We start from the raw sequence: 24,774 nt of genomic DNA on the forward strand, positions 1-24,774 counted from the left end.
CCGGCGTTCAGGCGGAAACGACGCGCAGCGGCGGCTGATCGCCGCCGTCCGGATTCAGCGGAAACCGCGCCGTGACCAACGTGCCTTCGCCCGGTGTGCTGTCGATGATCAGCGTGCCGCCATGGGCCTCGGTCAGGGATTTGACGATGGACAGGCCCAGCCCTGTGCCGGTCTGCGACAGATGCGGGTTGGAATGGCTGCGGGTGAAGGGTTCGGTGACGGTCGCAAGTGCGCTTTCAGGAATGCCGACGCCCGTATCCTCGACCATGAGTGACAGGGTATCGCCGGTCTGCGTCACGCTGACGCTGACGCGGCCGCTGGGATTCGTGAACTTGATGGCGTTGGACAAGAGATTGAGGGCGACCTGCACCACCGCGCGGCGGTCGGCGGTCAGCGTCGGGATGTCCTGCGCGACATTGACCTCGACGGTGATGGCCTTGTCTTCGGCCATTGTCGCGAAGGTTCCCACGCAGTCCTCGATTACGACGCGCAGATTGACCGGCTCCATGATCAGCAACCGCTTGCCTGCCTCGATGGTCGAGATATCGAGCACATCGTTGACCAGCGCCAGCATCAGTTCGCCGGAATCGCGGATGTTGTCGGCATACCCCTTGTACCGCTTGTCACCCAGCGGCCCGAAGATCTCGTTGCCGAGAAGCTGGCTGAACCCCAGGATCGCGTTGAGTGGGGTGCGGAATTCGTGGCTCATGGTCGCCAGGAACTGGGACTTGGCCCGGTTGGCCTCAATGGCGCTTTCCGTTGCCTCGCGCAGGGACTGCTCGGCCGCCTTGCGCGCCGATATGTCCTGAATGAACGAGACATAGTTGAGAACCTCGCCGTCGTCGCCGCGGATGATCGACGACGACACGCTGCCCCAGACCACATGGCCGTCCTTGTGCAGATAGCGCTTTTCCATGGAGATGACCTCGACCTCGCCGTCTGCCAGACGCTGGCGAAGTTCAAGGCTATGCAGCAGGTCGTCGGGATGGGTCAGAATCTCGTAGGGATTGTCGAGCAGGTCGGCCTGCGAATACCCGACAAGGTCGCAGAAGGCGTCGTTGACGCGCACGCGGGTCGATCCGTCGGGCGCGTGCAGGACCATGCCCACGGCGGCGTTGTCGAACACGCTGCGCAACACGGCGTCTTTGCGCCGGATCTCGTCGACCTCGCGCAGTTCCCGGGGCAGCCAGTGGCGGATCAAAAGAACCAGGACCAAGACCCCGGCGGCGATGTTAACGCCCTTGGGGAACAGCAATAACGATGGATCGCCAAGGACTTCGGCCCAGCTCTCCGGGAACACGCCCAATCGTGAATTGTGGTACGCGCCGAAATAGACGTTTTCAAGCACCGTGCGGAAGGCATCGATCGACAGGATGACCAGCAGCACCGCGATGCCGCCGCCCGCCAGTTTGGACTGACGCAGCTTGACCACATATAGAACGAGGATGACCAGCCATAAAGCGGTCACCACCCAATAGGAAATTGGTGCGAAATACTCCAGCATCAGGTGGTCCGGCTTGATTCTCCCCTAGACGAAGACTCCCACATTTGTCGCCAGGGTTGCAACCTTTGCGGCTGACTCGCGAATTTCAAGGATGATTGCGGGATCATGCGCGGACCGCGCGGTCGGCCGGAAAGCGGACGGTCACGGTCGTGCCCTCGCCCGGTGCGCTGATCAGGGTCAGGCTGCCGCCGTGCAGTTCGACCAGCTGTTTGGAGACGGACAGGCCCAGACCGGTGCCGATATGGCTGCGGTCCGACGATATGCCGGCCTGCCCGAACGGTTCCAGAACCAGGGGGATGTCTTCGGCCGCGATGCCGATGCCCGTATCGGTGAAACTGATGGCGATACGGCCGTCATCCTCGACCCTTGCGGCGACCTCGACCCGTCCGCCCGGAATATTGAATTTCACGGCGTTCGACAACAGGTTCAGGACCACCTGCATGACATATCGGGTGTCGGCGAATAGCCTCGGGGTTCCGGTTTCGCAGGTGCAGGTCAGGGCCAAGGCCTTGGCTTCGGCCTCGGTCTTGAGCATGTGGCAGGCCTGTTCGAGGGTCTCCGGCAGGTCGATTTCGCTTTCATTCAGGGTGACCTGACCGGCTTCGATCTTGGACAGGTCCAACAGATCGTTGATGAGCTGCAACAGGTGTTCGGCCGAGCGTTGGATGTCGCGGGCATATTCCAGATGTTTGTCCGCAGAAATACCGAAATCCTTGCCCAACGACATGACTTGCGAAAACCCGATGATGGAATTCAGCGGCGTGCGCAATTCGTGGCTCATGTTGGCGAGGAATTCCGACTTTGCCCGATTGGCCTGCTCGGCGTCCATCAGCGCATCATTGATGCGCCGTTCCGTCGCCTTCTGTTCCGTGATGTCCGTGGAAAAGGTGCCGATGCCGACGATTGCGCCGTCTTCGCCGATGACCGGAAACTTGGTGCAGAGATGAACATGGTCGCCGTCCTCATGGGGGATGACATGTTCTTCGCTCACCTCCTGCCGTGTTTCCACGGCCCGGCATTCCTGGTCCCGGAATATCTTGGCGAGGTCTTTCGGGAACACGTTGCTGGCATCCAGGCCTTCGGCCTTGGCGGGGTCTAGGCCAAACTGGGTCGTGTATTGTTTGTTCATCAGAAGATAACGGCCGTCCGCATGCTTGAGCGCGACCAGCGCCGGAGCATGGTCGATGAAGGCGCGCAAGGTGCCTTCGCTGCGGCGGTAGGCTTCTTCGGCGGCCTGTTGTTTTTTAAGGATCCAGCCGATGACCCCGGCCGGCACGAACATGGCGACGGCGGCGAAGACGGTGGCCGTCAGTACATGTTCCCAGCGGTCGATGCGTTCCGGATGCGGCGATCCATGGGCGAAGGTCTCGGCGGCATCACCCGCAACCGTGAACTCCCATAGGTATGCGAGCCCGAACACGGCGGCCAGGGTTGCTCCGTACAACGCGAACAGTTGGCGGTTGTTCAACAGCGCCATCCTTCAAGAGCGCCCGCGTTCTTCTGCGCGGGTCGGCGGCCCGTTCCGGGCCAGTTATTAATCGCATATACCGGGATCCGGCTTGGGTCCAGCATATCCGCATGTTCGGGAGGTTACCCGCGATTTTCTTCCCCCAACGCAAGACCCGCGACAAAGGCTTCGGCGGCGGCCAGGCCGGCCCGGTCGATGCCGGTGGCGAAACCGGCGCGGTCCAGGTAATCGACCACGCGGCCCGTCGCCACGTTGCCCTTGGCCCCCGGCGCGTAGGGACAGCCGCCCAACCCGCCGACGGAGGAATCGAAGGTCCTGAGGCCATTTTCCAGGCTGACCGCGATGTTGTCGAGCGCGCGGCCGCCGGTGTCGTGGAAATGACCGGCAAGGTTGGCGGCTTCGGAAATGTTCAGAACCGCGTCTAGCATGGCGGCGACGGCCTCGGGTGCGGCCTTGCCGATGCTGTCGCCGAGGGAGACCTCATAACAGCCAAGGGCGAACAACGCCTCGGTCACGCGGGCGGCGGCCTCCGGCGGCACGGAGCCGGAATAGGGGCAGTCGGTGACGCAGGACACGTATCCCCGCACGGGAATGCCGTCGGCCTTGGCCGCCTCGACCACGGGGCGAAATCGTTCCAGGCTTTCCGCGATGGAACAGTTGATGTTCTTCTGGCTGAAGGCTTCGGACGCGGCGGCGAACACGGCAACCTCGTCGACCCGGGCCGTCTTGGCGGCTTCATAGCCCTTCATATTGGGGGTCAGGGCGGCATAGGTCACGCCGGGCTTGCGGGTGATGGCGGCCATGACTTCGGCGGCGTCGGCCATCTGCGGCACCCATTTGGGAGAGACGAAACTGGTCGCCTCGATCTTCTGGAATCCGGCCGCGGCCAAAAGGTCGATCAGGCGTACCTTGTCGGTTGCCGGGATCAGGCGTTTTTCGTTCTGCAGGCCGTCGCGGGGCCCGACCTCGTAAATGGTGACGGTATCGGCCATGGCGCTCAATCCTCTCGGGCCTACATCCGGAAGATGCCGAAGCCACCCTGCGGCGTCGGGCGATTGAGGGCGATTTTCAGGGAGTGGGCCAGCACCCGGCGGGTTTCCGCCGGGGTGATGATGCCGTCGTCCCACAGCCGCGCGCTGGCGTAGAGGGGATCGGCCTGTTCGTTGAACTGGGCGATGATGGGGGCCTTGAACGCCTGTTCGTCCTCAGCTGACCATTCGCCGCCGTCGCGCTCGATGCCGTCACGCTTGACCGTCGCCAGAACGCCCGCGGCCTGTTCGCCACCCATCACGGCGATGCGCGAGTTGGGCCAGGTCCACAGGAAGCGGGGCGAATAGGCGCGCCCGCACATGCCGTAATTGCCGCCGCCGTAGGATGCGCCGATGAACAGCGTCACCTTGGGCACGCGCGCCGTGGCCACGGCGGTCACCATCTTGGCGCCGTCCTTGGTGATGCCCTCGGCCTCGAACTGGCGGCCGACGATGAAGCCCGAGATGTTCTGCAGGAACACCAGCGGGATGCCCCGCTGGTCGCACAACTCGATGAAATGGGTCGCCTTCAGGGCCGAGGCGGAAAACAAAATGCCGTTATTGGCGACGATGCCCACGGGCACGCCGTCGATATGCGCGAAGGCGCAGACCACGGTTTCGCCGTACAGGCGCTTGAACTCGTCAAACCGTGATCCATCGACGATGCGGGCGATGACCTCGCGCACGTTGTAGGGCAGGCGCGGGTCGGCCGGGATGATGCCGTTGATTTCCTCGGGGTCGTAGGCCGGGTCTTCCGGTGCCGCCAGGGTCACGCCGTGGGTGGCGGGGGCGCGGTTCAGGTGCGACACGGCAGCGCGCGCGATCTCCAACGCATGGCCGTCGTTTTCGGCGTAATGGTCGGCGACGCCCGACTTGCGGCAATGGACGTCGGCGCCGCCCAGGTCTTCCGCCGTTACTTCCTCGCCCGTGGCGGCCTTCACCAACGGCGGGCCGCCCAGGAAGATGGTGCCCTGGCCCTTGACGATGACGCTTTCGTCGCACATGGCGGGCACATAGGCGCCGCCCGCCGTGCAGGACCCCATGACCACGGCGATCTGTGGGATGTTGGCCGCCGACATGTTGGCCTGATTGAAGAAGATGCGCCCGAAATGGTCGCGGTCGGGGAACACTTGATCCTGATTGGGCAGGTTGGCGCCGCCGGAATCCACTAGATAGACGCAGGGCAGGCCGTTCTCCATGGCGATTTCCTGGGCCCGCAGGTGCTTCTTCACGGTCACCGGGTAATAGGTGCCCCCCTTCACCGTGGCGTCGTTGCAGACGATCATGCAGTCGGTGCCCGACACGCGGCCGATCCCGGCGATCATCCCGGCCCCGGGCACCCCGCCGTCGTACATGTTCCAGGCCGCAAGCTGGCCGACCTCCAGGAACGAGGACCCCGGGTCGAGCAGGCCCTTCACCCGGTCGCGGGGCAGCAGCTTGCCACGGGCCAAGTGGCGATCACGGGCCTGGTCGCTGCCGCCTTTTTCCACGGTGGCGCGGGTATCCTCCAGCGCGCGGACCAGAGCGTCCATGCGTTCCTTGTTCTTCTTGAACGCCGGGGTGTTGGTGGCGACCTGGGATTCGAACTTGGGCATTACGCCGTCTCCTGGAACAGTTCGCGGCCGATCAGCATGCGCCGGATTTCCGACGTGCCGGCGCCGATTTCATACAGCTTGGCGTCGCGCAGCAGCCGCCCCGTGGGGCTTTCGTTGATGTAGCCCATGCCGCCCAGCGCCTGCACGGCCTGCAGCGCGACCTGGGTCGCCTTTTCGGCAGCATACAGGATGCAGCCGGCGGCATCTTTTCGCGTTGTGCGGCCCTGGTCGGCGGCCTGGGCCACGGCATAGACATAGGCGCGGCAGGCATTCATGTCCGTGTACATGTCGGCGAGCTTCCCCTGCATCAACTGGAACTCGCCGATGGCCTGGCCGAACTGTTTGCGGTCGTGGACATAGGGCACGACGATATCCAAACAGGCCTGCATGATGCCGACGGGCCCGGCGGCCAGCACCAGGCGTTCATAATCCAGCCCCGACATCAGCACCTTCACGCCGCCGTCGACCGCGCCCAGCACGTTTTCCGCCGGGATTTCACAATCCTCGAACACCAGTTCGCAGGTGTCTGATCCGCGCATGCCCAGCTTGTCCAGTTTCTGCGCGGTCGAGAACCCGACCATGTCCTTTTCAACCAGAAAGGCGGTGATGCCTTTCGACCCCGCATCCGGTTGGGTCGTGGCATAGACGACCAGCACGTCGGCCTGGGGGCCGTTGGTGATCCACATCTTGTTACCGTTGAGGATATATCGGTCGTTGCGCCGCTCCGCCCGAAGCTTCATGCCGACCACGTCGGACCCGGCCCCGGGCTCGCTCATGGCGAGCGCCCCCAGGTGCTCGCCGGTGATCAGCTTGGGCAGGTAACACGCCTTTTGCTCGGGCGTGCCGTTGCGGTTGATCTGGTTGACGCAGAGGTTGGAATGGGCGCCGTAGGACAAGGCGACGGCGGCCGAGGCGCGGGAGATTTCCTCCATCGCAACGCAGTGCGCCAGGTATCCCATGGCCGCCCCGCCGTGGTCTTCATCGGCGGTAATGCCGAGCAGACCCAGCTTGCCAAGTTCAGGCCACAGGTCGCGGGGGAATTCGTTGGTTTCGTCGATCTCGGCCGCGCGCGGCGCGATCTTTTCCTGCGCGAAGCGGAAAACCGTGTGGCGCAGGGCTTCGACCTCGTCGCCCAAGGCAAAGGTCATGCCGGTGGTGAACATTCCGATGTCTCCCAAGAACCTGGGCGCGATTATCCCGGTCCCGGGGGCAGGGCACAAGGGCCGCCGGTTGACGCAAGGGAAGGGGGCATCACTGGAATTTCAATTGCCCCGGGGCGTCTCACGCTCCAAGAATGGGGGACAAAAACAATCCATCGGAGGAGACATCCCACATGACCATCGAATATCTGAACTCGGGCGAAATTCTCAGCCAGGGCACGGCGACGGACACGACCGTCTATCTGTGCGGCCTGACGGGCGGCGACACGTCCAAGGACGTCGCCGGGCAGACCCGCGACGTGCTGGCCAAGATCGACAAATGCCTGGCCCATTACGGCACGGACAAGTCGAAGTTGCTGTCCGCAGTGATCTATCTGGACGACCTGCGCCGCAAACCGGCGATGAACGAGGTGTGGAAGGAATGGCTGGGCGACCTCAAGCGGCCGGCCCGGGCCTGCATCGGGGTGCAGCTTGAAATGGGCACCGAGGTCGAGATCATGGTGACGGCAGCCCGCTGACCGCTCATTTCAATTAATGCAACTGCCTGCCTGCGCGGGAGGCGCTTTGTGCGGCGATGGCGGCGGCAACCTGACGCCAGGTTTCCGCGCCGTCGCTGTCGCCTTCGGATTCCAGTTCGTGGGCGCGGCGGTTGGCTTCCGTCAGGGCGGCCTCACCATAACGCAGGATGAACCGGCGCACGGTTTCGTCGAAGTTTGCGGTACGGGCCCTGTCGGGCATGTTTCCAGTTCCCCCAGAATAGACGCCCCGGCTGGCGGGTGGACTCGATCACCCTATCCGGTTGTGCCGGTCGGGGTGTTGATTCAGATCAATTCCAAGAAACAGAATATGAGCGACACTTCCCCCATTGAGGCGCCGATTTCGGTGTCGAACCTTGGGGAAGTATCATGGATAAGTCGTGTTCCAACTGCGCACACCGTCAGGCCGCCGAATGGTCGGTCCTGGAAGGGGCGAACGTCGCCCAGATGGATGATGCCCGCCGGTCACGCAGCTTTCTGGCCGGCGAAGCCATCTACCACGAAGGCGACGAGGCGACGGGCGTTTATTGCGTATCCTCGGGCTTGGTCGGCATCCGCAAGGTCGATGCGGATGGGGAATCGGTGCTGCTGCGCCTGGTCCGCCCGGGCGAGACCTTCGGTTATCGGTCGCTATTGACCGGCACGCCCCACGGCGTCAGCGCCGAAGTCTTGAAAGAAGGCCGCATCTGCCACGTGCCGGCGGCCACGGTGCACCGCATGGCAGCCGACAGCCCGGCCCTGGTCATGGCCTTTTTCCGCCACCTTGCGCGCGATATGGCCGAGGCCGAGAACAAGGTCATGGAAACGGTCACGGCATCCTGCCGGGTGCGCTTCCTGCGCCTTCTGGTGGCGTTCGGCGGCGAGGCCGATTCCGATGAAGGAACGCGGGTCCGTCTGGAACTTCCCGTGTCGCGTCAGGACATCGCATCCCTGATCGGCGTACGCTCGGAAACCATGTCGCGGGTGATCCGCGCCATCGAGAACGAAGGCCTGGCCCACTTCAAGGGCCGCCATGTGGACATTCCCGACGCCCGCCGTCTGGCTGACGAAAGTTTCGGTTCGCTCGCGGCCTGACGCGGCTTAATCCCCGGAAATCGACGCCATGACCTCGCGGGTCACGGCCTGGGTGCCCATATCGCCGCCGAATTCCATGGGGCGCAGGCGGTTCTGCTCGAACCCTTTCTGCACGGCATCTTCGATCACCGTGGCCGCGTCGGCCAGCCCGTCGTGGCCGCCCATGCGGTCGGCGAGGTAATCCAGCATCAAGGCCCCGGACAGGATCGCCGCCAGGGGATTGGCCTTGTCCTGGCCCATGATGTCGGGCGCCGAGCCGTGGGCCGGTTGGAACAGGGCGTGTTCATCGCCGACCTCGGCGCAGGACGCCATGCCCATGCCGCCGACCAGCCCGCCGGCAAGGTCCGACAGGATGTCGCCGAACATGTTTTCCATGACCAGAACGTCGAAATCCCAGGGCCGGCGGATCAGATCCAGGGCCTGGGCATCGACATAGTTGTAGGAGGTTTCGACGCCGGGAAAGGCGCCCTTACGTTCGTCGAAAATTTTGCGGAAGAAGGCCATGGATCGGAACACATTGGCCTTGTCGACGCAGGTCACCATGCCCTTGCCGCCTTTTGATTTGCGTTTTTCGGCCAGGCGGAAGGCGAAATCGAACAGCTTTTCCGAGGTATGGCGCGTGATGCGCAGAATGTCCTGGACCTCGCTGTCGTTGGCCACGGTCTCGCGCTTGTTGGCGGCGGCGGAATAGAACAGGCCTTCCGTCGATTCCCTGAGGATGATCAGGTCGATCCCCGCTGCGCGCGGGTCGGCCAGGCGCTGCGGCGCGTTGGGATAGGCCTTGACCGGGCGTACGCCTGCGTACAGCTGGAAGCGTTCGCGCAGGCGCAGATGGGGCGAGATTTCCGTACCGTCCGCATGGCGCACCGCCGGTAATCCAATCGCACCCAACAGGATCGCATCGGCCTCGGCCGCGGCGTCTTCGTGCCCGGGTGCGATATCCTGGCCCGTTTCCTTGAAATACCCGGCCCCGGCCTGAAGGTCATTGCAGGCAAGGCGGAAACCGCCCGTGCGCGCCTTGGCCGCGTCGATTACGGCAAGTGTCGCGTCGGTCACGTCGACGCCGATGCCGTCGCCGCGGATCACGGCGATGGTGCAGGTGGTTTCATTCATAATGGTGTTTCCTTCCGTCTTTCCTTGGCCGTATCGCAAAGCCATGCGCCGCGCAACCGCCTATCGCCCTGCCAGGGACATGATCGACCCACAGCACCGGTGCGGTTCGCGACTTGTCGTCACTGAAATCGGGGGGCGTGGCGGTGTTTCCGAGGGCAGGCGACCGGGTATCCGCAAGGGCTTCGCACTGACGGCTTCCAGGAATTGTCTATGACTTTAGGGGGAATTGATTGAGTCGTGAAACTGTAACAATGTGTTCGCAGGTGCCTACAGGAATACACGGCGTGGAGTCATCGCCGGAATGAGGGGAGAGAGGTGCCGCCGGTGATGTCTTGGAAACCACGGTCGATAACCGTGCCTCATCAGAACGCCGAAACATCGGTTTCCATCCCACAGAAGATGTTTGTATCCCACGGTTCCCGCCCATTCGGACCAAGGTTTGTCTCATTGAATGAACTAGGCTTTCTTGCTTCTGCGAGGTTGACCCGTTTGACCCGGCATTTTGCCGCGATCGTCTTGTGGTTAATCTGTGTTTGGATGCCAAGCCCGGCGGTAGGCGACCTCGGACAGGACGTCAGGGCGTTTCGCGTTCTGGCTGTCCATTCCTACAGCCAGCAATACCCTTGGACCGCGCGCCAGCACGAGGGGTTCGTCGCCGCCCTGACCACGGGATTGGATGCCCCGGTCGAGATCAAGACGGAATACCTGGATACCAAGCGCCGGGCGCTGAGTACGGTATACGCCGATGCCTTTGCCGAACATCTGAAAATCAAGTACGGCAACTATGACCCGGATGCGATCTATGTGACCGATGACAGCGGACTGAATTTCGCATTGCGCCACCTGCGCCATGTGTTTCCCGATGCGCCCGTGTTCTTTTCCGGGGTCAATGATTTCTCTCATTTGGAACGGTTGGATGCGGGGAGCGTCACCGGGGTTTTCGAAAAGAAGGAAATCCGCCCGAACCTTGATCTGCTGCACCAGCTTCAGGGCGATGCGGAACAGGTTGTGATCATCGGCGACGGGTCGGCAACCTACCAGGCCATCGAAGTCGAACTGAAAAGGGAACTGCATGGGGCCGCCAGGCCTGCGGTGACGTTCTTGGTGAGCGAGCGGCTTGAGGATATCCTGGACAGTCTGCGAAAGGTGCCCGACCAGCCGGTCATCCTGACGACCTTGGGGGCGATCCGGAATCAGACCGGCGATGTCGCCACGCTGGCGCAGATTGTCGGGGGGATCGTCAATGCCGGCCGCAGGATCGTGATCAGCATGGAGGACGCCTATCTGTTCGACGGCGTCCTCGGCGGCTATGTGACCAGCGGCATTGCTCAGGGACGGATGGCAGCGGGGTTGATGGCGGCCCATCTGGAGGGCGTGCCGATGCGCGAACTCGCCCCGGTAAAGGACAGCCCGAACGAGTATCTGTTCAATGACCAGGTGTTGGACGCGTTGGGCCTGGCACTACCGCGGGAGATTGCACTGCAGGCGCGCCTGATCAATCCGCGCCGGAACTGGGTCGAGAAATACCGCAGCATCATTGTGGTGATCATTGTCGGCCTGACGGTCGCGCTCGTGCTCAGCCTGCTCACCTATCTGTCGATCATGTCCGCGAAGAACCGGCAGTTGGTGGACCGGGACCAGAAGCTGCGCCACAGCGAACAGTTCCGGGCTCGGCAAAGCCGACTTCTTGAGGATGTGGAACGGTTGAGCAGGACCGGCGGCTGGCAATTGGACCTGAGAACCCGACAATTGACCTGGAGCCAGGGAACATACCGCATTCTTGAAGCGCCGATGGACTACAACCCGACGTTCGCAGAAGCGATCGAGTTTTTTGTCCCGGAACATCGCCCCATGCTGGCGGCTGCGGTTGCCGCCGGACGCCGGAGTGGTACCCCGTGGGATCTGGAATTGTCGATCCTGACCGGCAAGGGGACGGCCAAGAACGTTCGTATCGTCGGTGAGGCGGTTTCAGAAGACGGCGTTCCAATCCTGCTGCGGGGGTCGTTTCAGGACATCACGGAACGGAAATTGTTCGAGCAAGCATTGAGAACGGCGCGGGAAGACGCAGAAAAGGCCAATCTTGCCAAATCTCAGTTCCTGGCCGCCATGAGCCATGAATTGCGCACACCCTTGAATGCGATCATCGGCTTCTCCGAACTCATCGCCTTTCAGGATTTTGGCGAGTCCTCCGCGAGCAAGTTCAGGGAATATGCCAAGGATATCCGATTCAGTGGCGAACATCTGCTGTCCCTGATCAACAGCATTCTCGATATCTCGGCCATTGAATCGGGGGGGCGCGGCCTGGACCGGGAAACGTTCAATGCCCTGGAGGCTCTTAACGAATGCATCCACATCTTCTCGGCGGACGCGGCGCGAAAGGACATATCTCTGTCGGTCGACGCGGATGCGGGGTCCGTGGAGATCAATGCCGACCGCCAGGCGATCCGGCAGGTCATCCTGAACCTTCTGTCGAATGCCCTGAAATTCACCCCGTCCGGCGGTAAGATTGACGCCGCTGCGTACGAAGTTGTGGACGCAGTCATTATAAAGATGGTGGATACCGGCTGCGGCATCGCCCAAGGGCACCTTCCCGGCATTACGGAACCCTTCGCGCGGGGCGACCTTGATCCCTACAAGGCGGTCGAGGGATGGGGACTTGGGCTGGCGATCTGTAAGACGTTGATCGAAAAACACGGCGGCCGGATCGAAATCGAGAGCACCGTGGGCCAGGGAACAACCGTTTCGGTGATCCTGCCTAAGCTGGAATGGGAAAAGAAGCTGCGCGCATAAAGGCCGTGCGGACAAAAGCGGTCAGCCGGGGCGTGCCGTCGGAACAGGACGGTCGGGACGGCGGGAAAGCCGCCGCCCCGGGTGTCCAAGGTATCAGGCGGCCTTATGCCATTCGAATGTCTTGAATGCGTCATCAATGGGCGTGTCGGCCAGGTGGTTGGTGTAGTTGGACATCACCTTTTGCGCGACGCCCAGGACGACCTCGAGGATTTGGCGTTTGGTGAACCCGGCATCAAGAAATGTCTGCATCGCGTCGTCGTCAACGACACCGCGGTTGCGGACGACGCTGAGGGTAAACGTGCGCAAGGCTTCCAGGCGCGGATCGGGCAGCGGCGTGTTGTTACGCAGGGCGTCCGTGATGTCGTCGGCGACGCCCATCTTTTTGGCGATGCCGGTATGGGCGGGCACACAATAATGGCACTCGTGTTCCACGTTGATCGCCTGCCAGACGACGGTCAGTTCGTCGTTGTTGAAACTGGAGGCCTGAAACAGGTTGTGGGTCACCTGATAGGCTTCAAGCAGACCGGGAGCTTCGGCCATCACGGCGTGCAGGCCCGGCACCATCCCGAAGGATTTCCGGGATTTGGCGAGTAGCGGCTTGCTTTCCTCGGGAGCAGTGGTTTCGTCATGCAGGTCGAACGTGGCCATTGGGGGGCTCCTGTTATCTGGTTTGGGTGGGCACCAACAAGCGGGTGCGATAAGACGGAACTCATTTGAGTGATTGCTATATATATGCTATTGAGTGATTGCTCAATGAGCAACTTGAGCAATCACTCAAACGTGATCGGCCGTTACGGCCGATCACGCCGGCAAACTTGAAACATCGATTATCTTGAACGTCATGAAACGCGCCCGCCCCTATGATCGTGAGACCGCCCTGGCCGCAGCTGAGACGCTGTTCTGGACAAAGGGTTATCACGCCACCTCGCTCAAGGATCTGGAGGCGGCGTTGCAGATGAAGCCCGGCAGCATCTATGCGGCTTTTTCAAGCAAGGAAGCGCTGTTCTGCCTGGCTTTGGACCGATACTTCGCGCGAATGTCAGAGGAATTCCGCAACGAGATCGACCAGGCCGAGTCCCCGCTCACGGCCCTGTCCGAATATCTGCGGAAGCTCGGTCGATACCCGGCCAGCGACCCGCGCCACCGCGCCTGCATGTTGGTCAAAACGGTTCTTGATGCGACGCCCGAGGAAACGGCGATCGCAGCACATGCCGGGCGCTATCTTGACCAGATCAGGGAGGAGTTCACCCGGATGTTCGAGCGCGCCAAGGCCATGGGCGAACTTCCGGTGGATGCAGATTGCGCACGTCTGGCCCACCGCTATCAAACCTGGATTACGGCGATCAAGATCGAGATGCACCGCGGTGCGGCCCCGGCCGATCTAGTATCCCTCGCCGAAGAGATGGCGGTGGAGCTGGACAATCTGAACCCGTCGCGGTCCGCCGCCTGACCTGTGGCGTCCGACGCGGGGCGCGGTGTGTGACACTGTAAAATAAAGGAGAAAGCCATGTCCCGGGACACGGTATTGTTCGACATCAATGAAACGGTTCTCGACCTGTCGTCGCTGAAACCGGGGTTCGAGGCGGTCTTTCAGGATGCCGGCGTCATTTCCACCTGGTTCGCGATGCTGCTGCAGACGTCGACCGTCTGTGCCCTGACCGGTGTGGAAACGGGCTTTGCCCGTCTTGCGGCGATCACCCTGGATGCCGTCGCCGCGCGCCGCGGGGTCGTGCTTTCCGAGGACCGGCGCACGGACATTCTCAAGGGCTTCGCCGGCCTGAATCCACATCCCGACATCAAGCCGGCATTGGCGCGTCTGCGCGCCGCCGGCTACCGGACCGTCGCGTTCTCCAATTCCTCCCTCGACCTGGTGAGCAGCCAGATTACCAACGCCGGTTTGAACGAGAGTTTCGACGATGTCGTCTCCGTCGAGAAAACGGGCAGCTTCAAGCCCGATCCCAAGGTCTACCGTTACGTGGCGGATCACCTTGGAGGGCCGATACAGGACCTGCGCCTTGTCGCGACCCATGACTGGGATACCCACGGCGCCATGTCCGCCGGCATGCAGGCGGCCTATATCGACCGTTGCGGCGCGCCCTATCATCCGCTGTATCGGCGGCCCGAGGTCTTCGGGACGGACATGAACGATGTCGTGGAGCAGATTATCCGTGCCGACAAGGCGGATGGCTAGGCACCGGGCGCCTTTGCGAAAGGCCGCGTCCACACTATCCGATCGGCCGGCCCGTTGATTTTCCTGTTCCCCTGATTTCCAGGCGTTTGTGTCATCGCGTTATTGACCCAAATCAAGGCGGGGCCTGTTGCGGTGTCCTACCGTCAGGTTGCGACGCAGAAAATTCCATGTCGCGGTCGATGAACAAGTAAATTCCAACGTCGGAGTTGAAAATGGAAAAGACCCCTGGAATTCGGTCCACCGTCTCCCGAAGAAACTTTCTCTCAGGCACTGCGGCTGTCGGCGGTGGGCTGTTGGCCATGGAAATGGCCGGCAATCCCGCCCATGCGGCGGCGCCTAAACCCCCCCAGGCATCCGCCCCCTTGTCGGAGAAACAAATTGCTGCCCTGCCGCGGGTAAAACAGGAAATGGTCGCACCACCGTTTCTGCCCAAGCACGAACAGGTGGCGACCGGCGGCCCGAAGGTTGTCGAGGTTCGGCTGGACATTGAAGAAAAGAAGATGGTGCTGGACGACGAAGGGGCTGAGATCTGGGCGTTGACCTTCAACGGATCCGTTCCCGGCCCGATGATCGTCGTCCATCAGGACGACTATGTGGAGCTGACCCTGGTCAATCCCGAGACCAGCGCCATGGAACACAACATTGATTTCCATGCCTCGACGGGGGCGCTCGGCGGTGGCGGGTTGACCCATGTGTCGCCCGGCGAAGAAGCCGTGCTACGGTTCCGGGCGACGAAGCCCGGGGTGTTCGTCTACCACTGCGCGCCGGGCGGGGCGATGATCCCCTACCACGTTTGCCACGGCATGAACGGCGCGATCATGGTTCTGCCGCGCGACGGCCTCAAGGCCGCTGACGGCACGCCCATCCGCTATGACCGTGCCTACTACATCGGCGAACAGGACTACTACCTGGCCAAGGATGAGCACGACGAATACATAAAATACGAAACGGCCGGCGAAGATTACGCCGATTCATTGCGGGTCATGGCGACCTTGACCCCCAGCCACGTCGTGTTCAACGGCGCCGTCGGCGCCCTGCTCGGCGAAGGCACTCTCAAGGCCAGCGTCGGCGAAACGGTATTGATGGTTCATTCCCAGGCCAACCGGGACACCCGGCCGCACCTGATCGGCGGCCATGGGGATTATGTCTGGTCCACGGGATCGTTCACGGACCCGCCCCAGACGGGCCTGGAAACCTGGTTCATCGCCGGGGGCGCCGCCGGTTGTGCGATCTATACGTTCCGGCAGCCGGGCATCTATGCCTATGTGAACCACAATTTGATCGAGGCCGTTCTCAAAGGCGCGTCGGCGCATTTCGAGGTCGATGGCGAATGGAACGACGACCTGATGAAGCAGGTCCGCAAACCCAGTCAGATCAAATCATAGCGCGTGAACCACACCCCTAACCCCACCTTAATCGGGGGCGCAGGATCAGGAGAGTGTCGTGAAGATTGCACATGCGTTTTCCATCTGGATGGCCTTGGCCATCGGTTTGGCGGCATCGGGCGCCTCGGCGGCGGATGATGTCGAAAACGGCAAGAAGATCGCCAAGAAATGTACGGCCTGCCATACCCTGAACAAGGGCGGTAAAAACCGGCTTGGCCCCAACCTGTTCGGCGTGCTGGGCAAGCCGGCCGGTCACGTCAAGGATTACAAGTATTCCAAGGCGCTGTTGGACTCGGGCATCGTTTGGGACGAAGCCAACTTCATGGCGTTCATCGACAATCCGAAGAAGACGATCAAGGGCACCAAGATGAGCTTTGCCGGGATCAAGAAACCGGCCCAGCGGGCGGAGCTTCTCGCCTATTTCAAGACCCTGACGGACGCATCTGCGCCCAAGGAAACGGCCGGCAACGCCGAGGACGGCTTGGTCGCGGCGAAAAAGCACTGCATCGTCTGTCATTCCTTCGAGAAAGGCGGCCGGGTGGTGTTCGGCCCGACCCTGTTCGACATCTACGGCAAGCCCGCCGCCGCCATCCCGGGGTACGACTATTCGACCGCGATGAAGAATTCCGGGCTGACGTGGAACGATAAGAACCTTCTGGAATTCCTGTCCAACCCCGGGCGGTTCCTGCCCGGGACCACGGCACGGTTCCCCGGTCTCAAAAGCGCTCAGGAAAAGGCCGACATTCTCGCCTATCTGAAAACCCTGAAATAGGGGAGAAGGGTCAAGAGGGCGGCATGCGCAACCGAACGCTCTTCGCTGTCCTCCTGGCCGGGATCGCCGCGGTCGCGTTGATCGTCGCCTGGCCCGCCGTCGGCCCGAAGGCGCCCAAGCGGACCCTGACCCTGGCCGGATTGGAGATGACCAAGGTCGTTCCGGGCCGCTACAACCTGACGATCCTGGTCCCCAATTCCTTCGGCCGGAAGTACCATTCCAAACCGGTGACGATCCGCCGCCCGTTCGAGATCAGCCGGCACGAGATCACCATCGATCAGTGGAACCTGTGCCATGCCGAGGGCGGCTGCCCACGCGAAGCCAAACGGCGTCCCTATCAGACCGGCAGCCATCCGGTGACGCGGGTTTCCTGGCTCGATGCCGTGTTGTTCACGCGCTGGTTGTCGGTCATCACCGGGGAAACCTATCGCCTGCCGACCGAAGAAGAATGGGCCTATGCCGCCTTCGCCGGGAAGGACGTGTCCAAGGACACCATCGAAGATCTGATAACCCAGCGGCAGATGATCCGCACGGCCACGTTCACCACCTTCCGGCCGACCCGCGCGGTCGGCGGCAACGGGGAAAACCCCTGGTCGATCGCCGATATGACGGGGTCCGTCTGGGAATGGACCCTGACCTGCTGGTTTTCCTCGGACGCGGAAAACCGCCGGCCGTGGACGATCGACCAACTCAGCGATCCGGACCTATGCGCCAACCGCGTGGTCCAGGGCGACGAGCGGGCCCATGTGCCGTTCTTCGTCGACAAGGTGTATTCGGGCGGCTGCGGCACCGGCAGCCCGGTCGACCATATCGGCTTCCGCGTCGTCAAAGACACAGGCACGGGCAAGGCGTTGTTCTGATGCCCTAGGGCGTCGGGTCGTTGAGGTTGTCCAGCGGATAGATCGGCCGCCGCACGTTCTTGAAATTCAGCTTGGAATAGTCGGAACCGCAGACCCCCGAGCCCGCGCATTCGATGACCTGTTTCGCCAGGCGCCCGAACCCGGCGCGGTAATGGATGCGGCTTTTCAGCATCAGGAAGGTCTTTTCCTCGGGATCGATGCCGAGCGACGTAAAGCAGGCCGTGTCGTTGGGTTCCTGCTGGCGCGAGATCACGCAGATCTGCACGCGGCCCGTGTCGAGCACGCCCGAGGGGCCCATGTCCATGGTCACGCCGCGCGACGCCGGGCCCTTGTTCTTGTAGATGCCGTCGGTCAGCACCTTGACCCGCCCGGTCACGGTCAGCGGCTTGCCCGTCTCGCCGATGGCCGGCATGTCGACCTTGCCGCCGAGGTCCAGGGTGACCTCGGCCCCGATGCCAGCCTGGGTCATTTTCTGCACGGCGGCCGGATCACAGATCGCGAAGGCCGCGACATCGTCCAGCCCGGCCTCCAAAATCGCGCCCAGTACGGTCATGGTGTCCTGCGTGCCGCCGGAGGACGCGTTGTCGTAATGGTCCAGCAGGACCACGGGGCCCTCGCCCTTTTTGATTTCCTTGGCGCGGGCGATGGAACTTTCCAGGGGTTCGATTTCGTAGACGAAGGCCTTGCGCTCGTTCCAGGCGAAATCCAACAGTTCGTCCCGAAACTTTTCGGCCAGGGCCTTATCCCCGTCCGTGACCACCACGGCGGAAACCCCGGCGTTATGGATATCCGCATGGGGAAAGCCCGTGAACAGGGTCGCGGCCAAGGCCCCTTCCTTTTCGATGCGCCGGGTCATTTCCTGCAGGTCCTTGTTGGGGAAATTGTCCGAGCCCTGGCGCATGACATGCGGCAGCATGGGCCGGTTGCCCCAGGCGACCGTCGGCTGAGCCTCCCCCCGTAGCAGGGCGTAGACGGGCCGCCCGGCGCGCTGCGCGGTCTCATAAAGGTCCGTATGGGGATAGGTCTGATAGCCCGCAAGGCTGGTCACGTTTTCCGCCAGTTCGGGATAAAGATTGGTGTGCATGTCCAGCGCCGCGGCGATGGGCAGGTCGGGGGCGATGGCGCGGATTTGCTTGATCAGGCTGCCCTCGCCGTCTTCCCGGCTGTCGGTGACCATGGCGCCGTGCAGGTCGAGGAACAGGGCGTCACATCCCGCCTTCACGGCGCTCAGGATCCGGTCGGCCATATAGTCGAAGGCATCGTCGGCCACGGGGCCGGACGGCCAGGCGTTGGCGGCAATGGGGATGACGATCTCGGCCCCGGCTTCTTCCGCCAGGTCAATGAAGCCGCCCGTGCCGCTGCCGGTCCCCTTGAAGGCCTTATAGGCCGCGTCGCCTTCATAGGGCATGGGGGTGGAGCGGGCGAAGCGTTCGATCGGCGTCGGCACCGGCGAAAAGGTGTTGGTTTCGTGCTTCATCATGGCAATGACGACGCGCATGGGGTGGTCCTCCGGTGGGGTCGATGGGATGGCTAGCTTAGTTCGGCCCGGCGGATTTTCAATGACGCGTGGCCGAACTCCGCGCTAGCCTTCGGTCAAAGACCTCTTAAGAAACGGAACCATCCAGATGACATACCAACATATTGACGTTCGCCCCATCGCCGGCGCCCTGGGCGCCGAAATCCACGGCGTTGATTTTTCCCAGGACCTGGCCGACGACGTGGTGGCGGAAATTCGCCGCGCCTGGCTCGACCACCTCGTGGTCTTTTTTCGCGGGCAAACCCTCACCCCGGCGCAGCAGCTCGCCGCCGCCATACGGTTCGGCGAGCCCGTGGAATACCCCTTCGTTCAGGGTCTGCCCGACTTCCCGGTCATCACGCCGATCATCAAGTTGCCCCATGAAAAGGTGAATTTCGGCGGTCTGTGGCACACGGACACGACCTATCAGCCGCGCCCGCCCATGGCGACCATGCTCTATGCGCTGGAACTGCCGCCCTATGGCGGCGACACCATGTTCGCCAGCATGTACATGGCCTATGAGACGCTGTCGGATGGGATGAAGGACTTACTGGCGCCGCTGACCGGGGTGTTCCGCTCCGACAAGAAGCGGGTTTCGGACACCCGCGCCGCGCGGGTCGCCGACGCGCCGAAGGAAGACGTCTCCAAGCCCAAGATCGCCGAACATCCGATCATCTGCGTCCATCCGGAAACCGGGCGCAAGGCACTTTATGTCAGCCTCGCCCATACGACCAATTTCAAGGGCTGGACCGAGGCGGAAAGCGCGCCCCTGCTGAACTACCTGTTCGAACACCAGACACAGCCCGAATTCACCTGCCGCTTCCGCTGGGAGCCGGGCTCGATCGCGCTGTGGGACAACCGCTGCGCTCTGCACAACCCGATCAACGACTACCACGGCCACAAACGCGTCCTCCACCGCATCACCTTCGCCGGCGACGCGCCGAAGGGGTAGGCAATTTAATCTCTAAACGTTGCCGATCATGTCTCGACATCAATCTCAATACCAACAGCGTTAGCAATCTCCGTATAGAGATCAATCTCCTCGCTGGCTCGAAGGCTCACGATCAGAGCGTATCGCACTCGACGATCAGCACGTTCCAACTGTGGTTTTTCACGCCACCATCCCCCGACGGGGAAAATGCCTATCGCGTGGCGATTAGCGAGATCAACTGCCGTCCCACGCCAAACGTCAGAATGAATAGACCCTCTATCACGAAGCCGTGGTCCAAGTACCCAGCCTTCATCGTTGCCAGCCCCGGCGATGCGCTCATCTTCTTCCCGCGCAGCAGCATTAACCCTCCGCCGGAATCGAGCGACGCTCTCTTCCGGGCGTTTGACTGAGAAACGCAGGCCATGCCCACTATAGCGATGCCGTTTCGTCCAACCGCGTTCGCCAGGGTTAGGTTCCACGAAATAGCTCAGCGTAATGCGCATCTCCACCGGCGTTTCGCCCCACGCGTTCAGTGTGTCTGTAGGCCAAGGTAAATCGTGGAGCATCATATCGCGGCTGCGTGTCCGCGAACCTTCAAGCTGGTAAGGCTGCAAATCAGATTCTACGACCAGTGTCACGTCACTGTTAAAGCTGCGCAGCGCTCTATAATAGCTTGGCACACCATACCCATACCGACGTAAAACAAGACGCTGATCGGTCTGTTTCGGGTTTGCGGGCAAATGCCCAAGCATCGCCGGCGTCCATTCAGCAGAATGGACAATCAATGCACGGACGGTTTCAGGCCATAAATCCGGCCGCTCGGAAAGAATCTGTGCTGCCAGCCGGGCTACCTGCGCAGTTGCAGCACTGGTATCTCCAGTTGCGGTGAATGCCCGCTCTTCGGGCCGATTGAATGTCGTTAGAAGTGCCAGGTCGCCAACATGGTCACCGTTGCCGGTCGCTGGATCAACGCCGTAATTACCGCCTTCAAAAACGATATCGGGCTTAATCGGCCAATCGTACTCCCAGTTTACCGATGTCCGGCTGGATGGAGAAAGGTCTCCCGCAGGTGCCATTGCCTGCCATCCCGCAAAATCAGGGTGGGTGATAGTAATTTTTTCTGTGACAGCGCCGACAGTAAGCGCATTCCATGATTGCGCTGGGCTCTCTATGGGAGCGGTATCGTTCTGTTGGAGATATTCTGCCGACGGATAGTAAGTAAGTATGTTACCCGCCGAGACGACAATTAGGCGCTCATCCTCGCCATCCCCGTATGCGAGATCATCGAGCTTCGCTGACCAAGAAGAAGGACGACCGCGCCAATGATCCCCTTCACAGGTAACAGCAAGGCAGTAGGCACGCGCTCGTTCCGGCGCTTCGATTTCCGCACGTCCCATGGCGGCAGCCGTGATATATCCATAAAGGTCGGGATCGTTGGCACCGCGATCAGGTAGAATTTTCACGGACTCAAGCCTGTGTCGCAACTCAACGGGATCGTTCCCAAGCAGCATGTCGGTCAGGTCGCCGTAGAGTGCCGTGCCACTCAGCTGCGTGCCGTGGCCGCGCCACTGGACGCCAACGTCTTCTCCATGCCAATCGATATGCCATGCCTGCTGATCCTCTTCCGCCAGGGCAGGTGCAATCAGCGGGTGCCGACGTGTGCTACCACTATCAAGTACACAAACAGCCGGAGCATTATTGCTGGGCGCAATGATCCGGTCAGCTAGTTCTTGCGACCATTCAATCTGCTGCGCGCCGTCCATTTCCATGAAGAAGGAAGGGGTGTCCCGTGCGATTCGCAACTCAGCTATCGCATCGGTATTGGCGATGATGAGACCAACCGTCTCAGGTGTAGCACGCGCTAGAATTACCTCGCGCTCGGGGAAAGTAACAGAATGCTCTTTCGTAGCCACATTAAGCTGATGCGCAGCATGTTCGAAGATAGGTCGGCCATCATGCCGTAGCCATACTTCCCACCAAATTTCCTGGCCCGGTGCCGGGAACATTCCAAGATCATCTGTAAAAAGTGATTCAGCTTCGGCAATCTTTGCTGTTTCCAACGAAGCAACCAGCGCGTCGTTCTTGGGTCGCCGAGATTTTTCGATACGATTTCCGGTTTCATCCAGAATAAAATTTCCTTCTTCATCCTTTTGATATTGAACGCTGTCCTCTTCGCCATAGGCGCGAACCTTGCGTAAATAATGCTCACGCTTTGACTCGGGAACGAAGACGGTTGCTTTGACAATGGTTGGGTCTTCGACGGACGGATGTGCGGCCACCAACTCGATGTGTTCCCGTCCTTGCTTGTTCTCAAGTTTGTCCAATACCGACTGCTGAGATTGCGGAAGTTCAAATTCAAGATAGAAGCCGGGTGTGCCGCCACTAATATCGGGGTCACGATTGGCGATCCGTTGCTCTGCAGCTTCCACAGCCGCCGTGAGCATTTCTTCCAGTTGCCGGGCGTGTTGTTCACGATTCCGCTGAGGAACGGCGCCGCTACCACCGCCACTTTGGGGAGACGTGAAGTCCTCCCGCTCGCCGTTGGCGGGAAGATATATATGTGGCAAACTACGCCGTTCGTCTTCAGCCATTCGCAGCGCTTCCGCTTAACAGTCAGTGGGGCCTTTACGCTCGGCTATCGTTTCCAATAAGTCGGCACGCGTAATTCGGGTGCGGTCGGCGAGGATTGCCCGCTTTGCCGCTTCGTCAGCTGCCCGTGAAATCTCTGCCTGGCTTAATCCAGAGGTTTCTTTGACTGCATCTTTCCAACGCATCCCCCTAGTATCAAAACCAGACAACCTTGTTTTCAAAATGCCTTCGGCAATAGAGGGATTAGGTAGATCGTAATGGATCACGTCATCAAACCGGCGGAACAAAGCCGGATCAAGTAACTCTGGATGGTTAGTTGCGGCGATAATCAGACTTTCGCTGTCATCATTCTCTAGAAACTGAAGGAATGAGTTCAACACCCGTCGGATTTCTCCAACATCGTTGCGTTCAGCCCTGCGGGCTCCGATCGCATCAAACTCGTCGAAGAAATATACCCCCCGTGTCTGGAGCATTGCGTCAAAGACAAGCCTCAACTTGGCGGCAGTTTCACCCATGAACCGGGTAATCAGGGAGTCGAACACGACTGTGAAAAGGGGCAGCGTCAGTTCACCTGCCAGTGCGGCAGCCGTCATGGTCTTTCCTGAGCCGGGCGGGCCAATGAGAAGTATCTTCCTTCTCGGGTGAAGGCCGTGCTCGACAAGCCGATGATGCTGTCGCTGCTCCGTGATGATACGCTTCAGACGACCTTCTAGCGCTGTTGGCAGCACCATGCTGGCGAGACGTGTATCTGAATAGCTGGCTGAGATGAGTGAAGCGAGATCACCCTTCGGCTGGGCAAGCGGCACTGGTCTGCGTGCCCGGCTTTGCTTAAGTGAGCGCGCCTCATCGACTAAGTCTCGGAGCTGTTGGGCAAGATTGCCATGCCCCTGACGAGCCTCATGGGCCGCGACCTGCATAGCCACAGACAAGAACTGCTCATTGTCGCCATCGATATGGCTCCGCAATAGCGCTAGGAGATGTTTTGAGGCCGTCATGATTCCAACCCTCCCTCCCCCGGAGAGACTCTCGCGAGTCATACGTATCTTATATCTATGGGGCTTGAGTGCTGCAAAGTCTACTTACCTACCATTCAGCTAAGGCAATGTCCCCTCAGTGTCATTAGCATAAACGCCGCCCCCGGTGATTACCCCGGCTTGGTGCCGACGATCAGCCGGGTCAGGCCCGGGACCATTTCGTGTTCCTGGATGTCGGTGAAGCCGACCTCTGCCATGCGGGCGGTCAGCCAGCCCGGGGTGACCGAGCGGGCATCGGGCGTGAAGGCCATGTGCTGAAGCTGCCACAGGGCCGCCATGGGCGGGCCCTGGCGGTCGTCGTCGACCATGAAATCATGGACCATGAAGCGGCCGCCGGGGGCCAGGCTGTCGAAGGCGTCGGACACCATGCGCGGCAGCTCGCCGCCCGGAATGCCGGAAAACAGATAGGACATGAGGATCGCGTCCTGCTCCGTCGGCCAGGCGATCTGCAGGGCGTTGCCGGGGATGTAGCGCACCCGGTCGACCATCCCGGCCTCGGTAATGAAGCGCCAGCCCAGTTCGGACACGTTGGGGAAATCGATGATGGTGGCGGTCATCTCCGGATTGGCTTCGAGCAGGCGGATGGTCATGGCCCCCGTGCCGCCGGCGATGTCCAACAATGACTTGGCGCCCTTGAGGTCGACCAGTCGGGCGAGTGTCTTGCCCGGGCCGAGGGAGCCCGCGTGCTGGGCTTCGGAATAAATCGCCGCCTGTTTCGGGTCGGCCATCCAATGCTGATAACTGTCGACCGCGTCCGGATCGAGGGAGCCGTCCATGACCTCGTTCAACTGCTGCAGGAACGGATACATCTGGCGGTCGATCTGATAGCGCAGATAGTCGCCGAAATCGTACTTGGCCCCGCGCGACAGAAACGCCGCCGCCCCCGGCGAGTTGGTATAGATCTCGTCGTCGGAGCGGTCGACCAGGCCGACGCTGGTCAAGGCCGTCATCAAGGTGGTGATGCGGTTGGTGGGAATGCCGGTTTTCTTGGAAATCTCGGCCGAGGTTTTCGGCCCGTCGGCCAGCACCGTGAACACATCCACATGGAGGGCCGCGAACAGCGCCTTCGACGCCATGAAGCCGAAGGCAAGTTGCGATACGTCCTCAGCCGTTTCCACTAGGCGTCCATCCATGGGGTGCCGTCTCCAGTCCTGATTTTGCGTTGATCGTTCCGGGCCAACCTAACACGCGTTTCCGCAATGTCCAAAAAGGGCCCTGGTTTGCCCGC

Annotated in this window: 21 protein-coding genes; 9 read left to right on the plus strand and 12 right to left on the minus strand. The window is 61.3% G+C overall.

From position 1 onward, the window contains the following. Window positions 1-7 precede the first annotated feature (7 nt). The 5 genes from KFF05_03475 to KFF05_03495 all read right to left on the minus strand — a co-directional run bounded on the left by KFF05_03475 (window position 8) and on the right by KFF05_03495 (window position 6,758). Window positions 8-1,504: a PAS domain S-box protein gene (locus KFF05_03475; GenBank protein ID UTW52449.1), complete on the minus strand. Its 1,497-nt coding sequence runs from the start codon at window positions 1,502-1,504 to the stop codon at window positions 8-10. Between the two features lie 103 nt (window positions 1,505-1,607). After that, a complete protein-coding gene (locus KFF05_03480; GenBank protein UTW52450.1) occupies window positions 1,608-2,972 on the minus strand; it encodes a PAS domain-containing sensor histidine kinase in 1,365 nt (454 codons plus the stop codon). 122 nt (window positions 2,973-3,094) lie between these two features. Beyond that, the gene (locus KFF05_03485) at window positions 3,095-3,964 is read right to left on the minus strand and encodes a hydroxymethylglutaryl-CoA lyase (protein UTW52451.1); all 870 of its coding nucleotides are present in this window, start codon (window positions 3,962-3,964) and stop codon (window positions 3,095-3,097) included. Between the two features lie 20 nt (window positions 3,965-3,984). Beyond that, window positions 3,985-5,595, minus strand: a complete 1,611-nt coding sequence (locus KFF05_03490) for a methylcrotonoyl-CoA carboxylase (protein UTW52452.1) — start codon at window positions 5,593-5,595, stop codon at window positions 3,985-3,987. After that, complete coding sequence (locus tag KFF05_03495; protein ID UTW52453.1) at window positions 5,595-6,758, minus strand: isovaleryl-CoA dehydrogenase; 1,164 nt, start codon at window positions 6,756-6,758, stop codon at window positions 5,595-5,597. Before KFF05_03495 ends, KFF05_03490 begins: the two co-directional genes overlap by 1 nt. Before the next feature lie 170 nt (window positions 6,759-6,928). Between KFF05_03495 and KFF05_03500 the strand changes: the two genes are divergently transcribed. After that, window positions 6,929-7,273: a RidA family protein gene (locus KFF05_03500; GenBank protein ID UTW52454.1), complete on the plus strand. Its 345-nt coding sequence runs from the start codon at window positions 6,929-6,931 to the stop codon at window positions 7,271-7,273. Between the two features lie 13 nt (window positions 7,274-7,286). On the opposite strand, the gene KFF05_03505 is transcribed toward KFF05_03500, so the two are convergent. Continuing rightward, on the minus strand, window positions 7,287-7,493 hold the full coding sequence (locus tag KFF05_03505; GenBank protein ID UTW52455.1) for a hypothetical protein: 207 nt from the start codon (window positions 7,491-7,493) through the stop codon (window positions 7,287-7,289). A gap of 167 nt (window positions 7,494-7,660) precedes the next feature. Between KFF05_03505 and KFF05_03510 the strand changes: the two genes are divergently transcribed. Next, complete coding sequence (locus KFF05_03510; protein ID UTW52456.1) at window positions 7,661-8,365, plus strand: Crp/Fnr family transcriptional regulator; 705 nt, start codon at window positions 7,661-7,663, stop codon at window positions 8,363-8,365. Between the two features lie 6 nt (window positions 8,366-8,371). Here the strand turns inward: KFF05_03510 and KFF05_03515 are convergent, their stop codons facing one another. Next, complete coding sequence (locus KFF05_03515; GenBank protein ID UTW52457.1) at window positions 8,372-9,478, minus strand: isocitrate/isopropylmalate dehydrogenase family protein; 1,107 nt, start codon at window positions 9,476-9,478, stop codon at window positions 8,372-8,374. 354 nt (window positions 9,479-9,832) lie between these two features. On the opposite strand from KFF05_03515, the gene KFF05_03520 reads away from it, so the two are divergent. Further along, window positions 9,833-12,268, plus strand: coding sequence for a hypothetical protein (locus KFF05_03520; GenBank protein ID UTW52458.1), 2,436 nt, complete (start codon window positions 9,833-9,835; stop codon window positions 12,266-12,268). Window positions 12,269-12,361: 93 nt separating this feature from the next. Here KFF05_03520 and KFF05_03525 read toward each other — a convergent pair whose 3' ends face one another. Continuing rightward, window positions 12,362-12,916, minus strand: a complete 555-nt coding sequence (locus KFF05_03525; protein UTW52459.1) for a carboxymuconolactone decarboxylase family protein — start codon at window positions 12,914-12,916, stop codon at window positions 12,362-12,364. Between the two features lie 193 nt (window positions 12,917-13,109). Here KFF05_03525 and KFF05_03530 point away from each other — a divergent pair, with 193 nt between their 5' ends. The 5 genes from KFF05_03530 to KFF05_03550 all read left to right on the plus strand — a co-directional run bounded on the left by KFF05_03530 (window position 13,110) and on the right by KFF05_03550 (window position 17,476). Then, on the plus strand, window positions 13,110-13,718 hold the full coding sequence (locus KFF05_03530; GenBank protein UTW52460.1) for a TetR/AcrR family transcriptional regulator: 609 nt from the start codon (window positions 13,110-13,112) through the stop codon (window positions 13,716-13,718). A 57-nt stretch (window positions 13,719-13,775) separates the two neighbouring features. After that, window positions 13,776-14,459: a haloacid dehalogenase type II gene (locus KFF05_03535; GenBank protein ID UTW52461.1), complete on the plus strand. Its 684-nt coding sequence runs from the start codon at window positions 13,776-13,778 to the stop codon at window positions 14,457-14,459. Between the two features lie 212 nt (window positions 14,460-14,671). Next, entirely contained in the window at window positions 14,672-15,844 is a 1,173-nt protein-coding gene (nirK, locus tag KFF05_03540) for a nitrite reductase, copper-containing (protein UTW52462.1), read from the plus strand. Window positions 15,845-15,902: 58 nt separating this feature from the next. Further along, the gene (locus KFF05_03545) at window positions 15,903-16,616 is read left to right on the plus strand and encodes a c-type cytochrome (protein ID UTW52463.1); all 714 of its coding nucleotides are present in this window, start codon (window positions 15,903-15,905) and stop codon (window positions 16,614-16,616) included. Window positions 16,617-16,639: 23 nt separating this feature from the next. Next, window positions 16,640-17,476, plus strand: coding sequence for an SUMF1/EgtB/PvdO family nonheme iron enzyme (locus KFF05_03550; GenBank protein ID UTW52464.1), 837 nt, complete (start codon window positions 16,640-16,642; stop codon window positions 17,474-17,476). Window positions 17,477-17,480: 4 nt separating this feature from the next. Here KFF05_03550 and KFF05_03555 read toward each other — a convergent pair whose 3' ends face one another. Next, entirely contained in the window at window positions 17,481-18,974 is a 1,494-nt protein-coding gene (locus KFF05_03555) for a M81 family metallopeptidase (GenBank protein ID UTW52465.1), read from the minus strand. A 127-nt stretch (window positions 18,975-19,101) separates the two neighbouring features. Between KFF05_03555 and KFF05_03560 the strand changes: the two genes are divergently transcribed. Then, a complete protein-coding gene (locus tag KFF05_03560) occupies window positions 19,102-19,944 on the plus strand; it encodes a TauD/TfdA family dioxygenase (protein ID UTW52466.1) in 843 nt (280 codons plus the stop codon). Between the two features lie 26 nt (window positions 19,945-19,970). Here KFF05_03560 and KFF05_03565 read toward each other — a convergent pair whose 3' ends face one another. From KFF05_03565 to KFF05_03575, 3 genes are all read right to left on the minus strand, one after another. Beyond that, the gene (locus tag KFF05_03565) at window positions 19,971-22,514 is read right to left on the minus strand and encodes a S8 family peptidase (protein ID UTW52467.1); all 2,544 of its coding nucleotides are present in this window, start codon (window positions 22,512-22,514) and stop codon (window positions 19,971-19,973) included. 15 nt (window positions 22,515-22,529) lie between these two features. Next, the gene (locus KFF05_03570; GenBank protein UTW52468.1) at window positions 22,530-23,507 is read right to left on the minus strand and encodes an ATP-binding protein; all 978 of its coding nucleotides are present in this window, start codon (window positions 23,505-23,507) and stop codon (window positions 22,530-22,532) included. 149 nt (window positions 23,508-23,656) lie between these two features. Then, complete coding sequence (locus KFF05_03575) at window positions 23,657-24,679, minus strand: class I SAM-dependent methyltransferase (protein UTW52469.1); 1,023 nt, start codon at window positions 24,677-24,679, stop codon at window positions 23,657-23,659. Window positions 24,680-24,774: the final 95 nt, after the last annotated feature.

The sequence above is a fragment of the bacterium SCSIO 12827 genome (genome assembly GCA_024397995.1).
In the GTDB taxonomy this organism is placed as follows: Bacteria; Pseudomonadota; Alphaproteobacteria; order Rhodospirillales; family Casp-alpha2; genus UBA1479.

Excerpts from the sequence above, each read along its gene's own strand:
- KFF05_03485 (UTW52451.1), bottom strand. The coding sequence starts at position 3,964 with ATGGCCGATACCGTCACCATTTACGAGGTCGGGCCCCGCGACGGCCTG.
- KFF05_03535 (UTW52461.1), top strand. The coding sequence starts at position 13,776 with ATGTCCCGGGACACGGTATTGTTCGACATCAATGAAACGGTTCTCGAC.
- KFF05_03495 (UTW52453.1), bottom strand. The coding sequence starts at position 6,758 with ATGTTCACCACCGGCATGACCTTTGCCTTGGGCGACGAGGTCGAAGCC.
- KFF05_03475 (UTW52449.1), bottom strand. The coding sequence starts at position 1,504 with ATGCTGGAGTATTTCGCACCAATTTCCTATTGGGTGGTGACCGCTTTA.
- KFF05_03505 (UTW52455.1), bottom strand. The coding sequence starts at position 7,493 with ATGCCCGACAGGGCCCGTACCGCAAACTTCGACGAAACCGTGCGCCGG.
- KFF05_03510 (UTW52456.1), top strand. The coding sequence starts at position 7,661 with ATGGATAAGTCGTGTTCCAACTGCGCACACCGTCAGGCCGCCGAATGG.
- KFF05_03530 (UTW52460.1), top strand. The coding sequence starts at position 13,110 with ATGAAACGCGCCCGCCCCTATGATCGTGAGACCGCCCTGGCCGCAGCT.
- KFF05_03560 (UTW52466.1), top strand. The coding sequence starts at position 19,102 with ATGACATACCAACATATTGACGTTCGCCCCATCGCCGGCGCCCTGGGC.
- KFF05_03490 (UTW52452.1), bottom strand. The coding sequence starts at position 5,595 with ATGCCCAAGTTCGAATCCCAGGTCGCCACCAACACCCCGGCGTTCAAG.
- KFF05_03575 (UTW52469.1), bottom strand. The coding sequence starts at position 24,679 with ATGGATGGACGCCTAGTGGAAACGGCTGAGGACGTATCGCAACTTGCC.
- KFF05_03515 (UTW52457.1), bottom strand. The coding sequence starts at position 9,478 with ATGAATGAAACCACCTGCACCATCGCCGTGATCCGCGGCGACGGCATC.
- KFF05_03525 (UTW52459.1), bottom strand. The coding sequence starts at position 12,916 with ATGGCCACGTTCGACCTGCATGACGAAACCACTGCTCCCGAGGAAAGC.
- nirK (UTW52462.1), top strand. The coding sequence starts at position 14,672 with ATGGAAAAGACCCCTGGAATTCGGTCCACCGTCTCCCGAAGAAACTTT.
- KFF05_03570 (UTW52468.1), bottom strand. The coding sequence starts at position 23,507 with ATGACGGCCTCAAAACATCTCCTAGCGCTATTGCGGAGCCATATCGAT.
- KFF05_03565 (UTW52467.1), bottom strand. The coding sequence starts at position 22,514 with ATGGCTGAAGACGAACGGCGTAGTTTGCCACATATATATCTTCCCGCC.
- KFF05_03555 (UTW52465.1), bottom strand. The coding sequence starts at position 18,974 with ATGCGCGTCGTCATTGCCATGATGAAGCACGAAACCAACACCTTTTCG.
- KFF05_03500 (UTW52454.1), top strand. The coding sequence starts at position 6,929 with ATGACCATCGAATATCTGAACTCGGGCGAAATTCTCAGCCAGGGCACG.
- KFF05_03550 (UTW52464.1), top strand. The coding sequence starts at position 16,640 with ATGCGCAACCGAACGCTCTTCGCTGTCCTCCTGGCCGGGATCGCCGCG.